This is a genomic window from Acetatifactor sp., assembly GCF_982438285.1.
Map to the genome: position 1 here is coordinate 1 of NZ_CEWDFQ010000255.1, position 4593 is coordinate 4593.

5 protein-coding genes are annotated in these 4593 nt (G+C 50.7%); all 5 read right to left on the minus strand.

From position 1 onward, the window contains the following. Positions 1–812 (minus strand): serine/threonine protein kinase (locus tag AC1WIP_RS11840; RefSeq protein WP_481142019.1); only part of this gene is annotated, 812 nt, incomplete at its 3' end. Then, positions 802–1593 carry a hypothetical protein gene (locus tag AC1WIP_RS11845; protein ID WP_481142020.1) on the minus strand — a complete coding sequence of 264 codons (792 nt, stop codon included), beginning with the start codon at positions 1591–1593 and terminating at the stop codon, positions 802–804. The genes AC1WIP_RS11845 and AC1WIP_RS11840, both read right to left, overlap by 11 nt. A 109-nt stretch (positions 1594–1702) precedes the next feature. Further along, positions 1703–2758 (minus strand): RIP metalloprotease RseP, encoded by a 1056-nt coding sequence (rseP, locus tag AC1WIP_RS11850; RefSeq protein WP_481142021.1) that lies wholly within the window; start codon positions 2756–2758, stop codon positions 1703–1705. 3 nt (positions 2759–2761) lie between these two features. Further along, positions 2762–3907, minus strand: a complete 1146-nt coding sequence (locus tag AC1WIP_RS11855; RefSeq protein WP_481142022.1) for a 1-deoxy-D-xylulose-5-phosphate reductoisomerase — start codon at positions 3905–3907, stop codon at positions 2762–2764. Positions 3908–3920: 13 nt separating this feature from the next. Beyond that, a partial coding sequence (locus tag AC1WIP_RS11860; protein ID WP_481142023.1) for a phosphatidate cytidylyltransferase occupies positions 3921–4593 on the minus strand: 673 nt, incomplete at its 5' end.

The following is a 4593-nucleotide window of genomic DNA, read 5'->3' on the forward strand; positions in this document are numbered from 1 at the left end:
GCTTTTTCCTTCCATCCCCAAAGAAGCCTTCCTCTTTTTTCTTCCTCCAGGCACTCCCACAGCATATCCAGACAAAAGCGCATGTCTCCCGGTCTTTTTTCAGGGTCCCTTCTGGTGCATTCCGCCAAGAGAGCCTCCAGCGTTTTCCGGCATTTCCTTTCCCTGCAGCCTCCGCTCTTTTTTCCTCTGAAGCTCCCGCTCTGAAGCATATATTCCAGCATTTTTCCAAAAGCATAAATATCCCCCGCAGCAGACAGACTTTCTCCGGCCAGCTGTTCCGGAGGCGCAAAGCCCGGCGTTCCTGCCCGGGCTCTGTTCTCCTCCAAGGCACAGGCGCACCCCAAATCCAAAAGCTTTGCCCGTCCATCCTGCAATATCTGCACATTCCCCGGGTTTAAGTCTCTGTAAAGCACAGGCTTACAGCGCTCATGGAGGTAGAGCAGCCCCTGGGCAAGGGACATGCCGATTCTGGCCGTCTGCGCAGGAGAAAGCCCCCCTCTTTTTTCCACCAGATGTTTCAGGCTCATTCCCGGAAGATACTCCATAATCAAAAACGCCCTGTCCTGTTCCTGCCAATGGTCACAAAAGCGCGGAAACAGGGGATGAGACACTTGCCCCAGCAGCTTTGCCTCTGCGGCCAGCATTTCCTTTTTGCTGCTTACCTTACAGGCAAAAAATTCTCCTGTATCTCTCTTTCTTACCCGGTACACCCTGGAAAAGGCTCCCTGTCCTACGCTGTCAAGCAATTCATATCCCTTCTCGTACAGCTGCCTCTCCATTTCTGCCCCTTTCCCTGTTATCTCACCTTCCATCTCTTGATCCACCTCCCTTTTCTGCCAGGGACACCACCAGCGCCGCTCCCAGTCCTTTGCCTCTTTCTGCAGCCTTCGCCCGTATTTCTGCTTCCCGCCCAAGCTCTCCCAGACGCTTATCCAGCTGCCTCTGGGTGCGCAGACATTCCATCTCCATACATCCCTTGAGCATATCCTCTGTCAGATTACTGCAGAAGGAAGCCGTTGCCAGTAAAACCCCGGTGCCCGGCTGTAAAATTCCCTGTTTTATGTCAAACAGCTCCTGCTCTTTTCCTTTACCACCGCCCCTTGTGCAGCCTTCCGCGTCCTCTCCCGCAATTTTTTTCACATTGGGCCGCAGAAACCTGGTGTTAATCTGATAAATACTCTGCCCGCCCCGGTGAAAAAGCAAAAAGCCATCCTCTCCGCACAAAATACCCGATACTTCTATGTCTTTTCCAGCGCCTTTTTCAGCGCCCTTCCCAGCACATTTCCCAGACATTTTTGTTCTGTAATCCAAAAGCTCCCCGTCCATCCTCCGAAGCGCCCGCTCCAGGCTTTCTTTTACCACCCTGCTTTCCGTTCCTCTGCCTTTTGCACAAAGCAACGCCCCTATACGGCGGTACCACAAAAGAAGCTGTCCCGTAAAATACCTGTCCCCTCCCGCTGCAGCCGGATCGCAGCACACGCAGGCAAAGGCCAATGCCGTCTGCCTGCAATTTCCCTGCTGCAAAAGCAAAGACACCCCGTCTTTTTCCCCTGCGCCACGTTTATGGTAACAGGAAGTTAAAAAGTCTCTCATTTTTTGTCTCCCTATTCTGTTTTGATTTGTTTGTGAAATTTTGTGAAAAATACAATTTTCTTGATGGAAATAAAAAGAAAAACCGGGGAAGGGCAGCCGCCCTCCCGCCTCAATTCAGAAAAATATTGGATAAGTCGTTGAAGAACAGAAATACCATCAGCACCATGAAAAACATAAGGCCGATAAAATGCACCATGCCTTCCTTTTCTGGAGGAATGGGCTTGCCGCGGATAACCTCAATCAGCAGAAAGACCAGCCTGCCCCCATCCAGCGCCGGAATGGGCAGAAGATTTAAGATTCCCAGGTTTACGGAAAGCATCAGCGTGATATTTAACATATTCACCAGGACATTCATAAAGCCCTCATCCTTGGTCTCCTCATAGGTTCTCCCCACCAGGTTCACCGCAATGCCCACCGGCCCCGCAACATCCTGCCTGCTGACCTGGCCCCTCACCAGCATCCCCAGGCTCTTATAGGTCATCTTTACGCAATAGCGCATTTCATACCAGGCATATTTCAAACCGTCCAGCCCTTTAAGCTCCACAAATTCCGCATTGGAGATTCCCAGCATATACCGCCCTGTGGTCTCATCATACTGTGGCGTCAGCACTGTGCTGTAACGCTGCCCATCCCGTTCATACACCACATCCACAGCCCCTGACTCATACAGCATGGTAAACAGCTGAATTTCCTCGTACAGGTAAACCTTTTCCCCGTTTAGGGAAACAATGCGGTCTCCGTCCATAAGCCCCGCTTCTGCAGCCGCCCCGTTTTCCAGCACCTCCGTAGCCACGGGGTCTCTGATCACAATCAGATTGACCATGATCAACGCGATAATAAAAGCCAAAATAAAGTTAAAAAACGGACCTGCAAATACAGTGGAAATTCTTCCCCACACACTGGCCTTTAGAAAGGAGCCCTCACTGATCTCCCCCTCCTTGGTCTCCAGGCCGTCCTCGCCTTCAAACATACAGGCTCCGCCGATGGGAAACAGCTTCAGGGAATATTTGGTCTCTTTTTTCTGAAAGGAAAAAAGCGTAGGGCCCATTCCCACCGCAAATTCCACCACATGTATCCCGTTGGCCTTGGCCAGCAGAAAATGTCCAAACTCATGTGAGACAACCACCACCCCAAATATTATGATAAATAAGATCAGTGTTACCATCTGCTACTTAACCTTTCCTGCAATAAATTCATAAACCTGCCGCTGTGTTTCAAGGATTTCCTCCACAGTTGGATTTGGAAGGTTTTTGTGCTGATCCATGGATTCCTCTATCAGCTGCGGTATCTGCAGATAAGAAATCTTCCGCGCCAAAAACAGCTCTACCGCCTTTTCATTTGCCGCATTGTACACCGTAGGCATGCTTCCTCCCAGTCTGGCAGCTCTGTAAGCCAGGGCAAGGCCTGTAAAGGTATCCGTATCCGGCTTTTCAAAGGTCAGATTTCCCAATTCAAAAAAGTTTACCCGCTCTCCCTCCATGGGTCTTCTGTCGGGATAAAAAAGAGCATATTGAATGGGAAGCTTCATATCCGGCATCCCAAGCTGTGCCATAACGGCGCCGTCCACATACTCCACCATGGAATGAATTATGCTCTGAGGATGCACTACCACCTCAATCCGGTCCAGGTCCACTCCAAAAAGCCACTTGGCTTCCATTACCTCCAGTCCCTTGTTCACCAGCGTGGAAGAGTCTATAGTGATCTTGCGCCCCATGGTCCAGTTTGGATGCTTCAGAGCGTCCTCCACCTGTATGCCTTCCAGCTCTTTTCTGGTTTTCCCCCGGAAAGGACCGCCAGAAGCGGTCAGAAATAACCTGGATACCCTGTCCGCCGGTTCTCCGTTCAAGGACTGGAAAATTGCGCTGTGCTCACTGTCCACCGGCAGAATGGAAACACCCCGTTCCTTTGCAAGCGGCATAATAATATGGCCTGCCGTGACAAGGGTTTCCTTATTGGCCAAAGCGATGTCCTTACCGGCCTCAATGGCGGCAATGGTAGGCTTGATACCAATCATTCCCACAATGGCGGTAACCAATACCTGCACCTCATTCAAACCTGCAATTTCCAGCAGTCCTTCCATGCCGCAGGTTACCCTCACGTCTAAATCCGCAACTCTTCTTTTCAAGTCCGAAGCCGCCTCTTGTGTCCACATACAGACCGTGGATGGCCCAAATTCCCGGATCTGCGCTTCCATCAGTTCCACATTGGCGCCTGCTGCCAGCGCCGACACTGAAAGGTCTTTGTTGCTTCTTGCCACCTCTAACGTCTGTTTTCCTATAGAGCCTGTGGAGCCCAATATTGCTATTCTCTTCATGGTATTTCCTCAATTAAAAACGAATCATCAGCACCGTGAGAAAGTAAATCATAGGCGCTGTCACTATCATACTGTCAAATCGGTCCATAATACCGCCGTGTCCCGGGATAATATGCCCGTAATCCTTAATGTCATGGTTTCTCTTGATGGCGGAGGCCGCCAGGTCCCCAACCATGCTCATCACTGCGCCAACCGCGCAGATAAAGGCAATGATCCACGCAACCGTCTGATCAGGAAATGCTTTCTCCACAAAAAAATATCCGTACAGCCCGCCGATTAACGCAGCTCCGGCCACACCGCCGATACAGCCCTCTAAGGATTTATGGGGGCTTAACACCGGAAATATCTTCTTCCTTCCGATCAGCTTCCCAACTGCATAGGCACAGGTGTCACAGCCCCAGGAGCTGATGAGAATCATCCATACCATATAAATTCCCTGTGGGCACATACGCGTAAGATACACAAAGGACAGCATCACCGGCGCATACAGAAAGGAAAAAAAGGCGGCTGTCACCTGACCGGCCTGAAATTTGGGAAAGGTCACCACATATACAAGCATCAGTCCCATAAACACTCCCACAATGCACATGAGCATAAGCTGCGTGTCCCCCGAGAAGAAAACAGTCCCATACCAGCACAGGATTCCCGCCATCCCCACAATTTCAAGGCCATTTAATCCCTTTGGC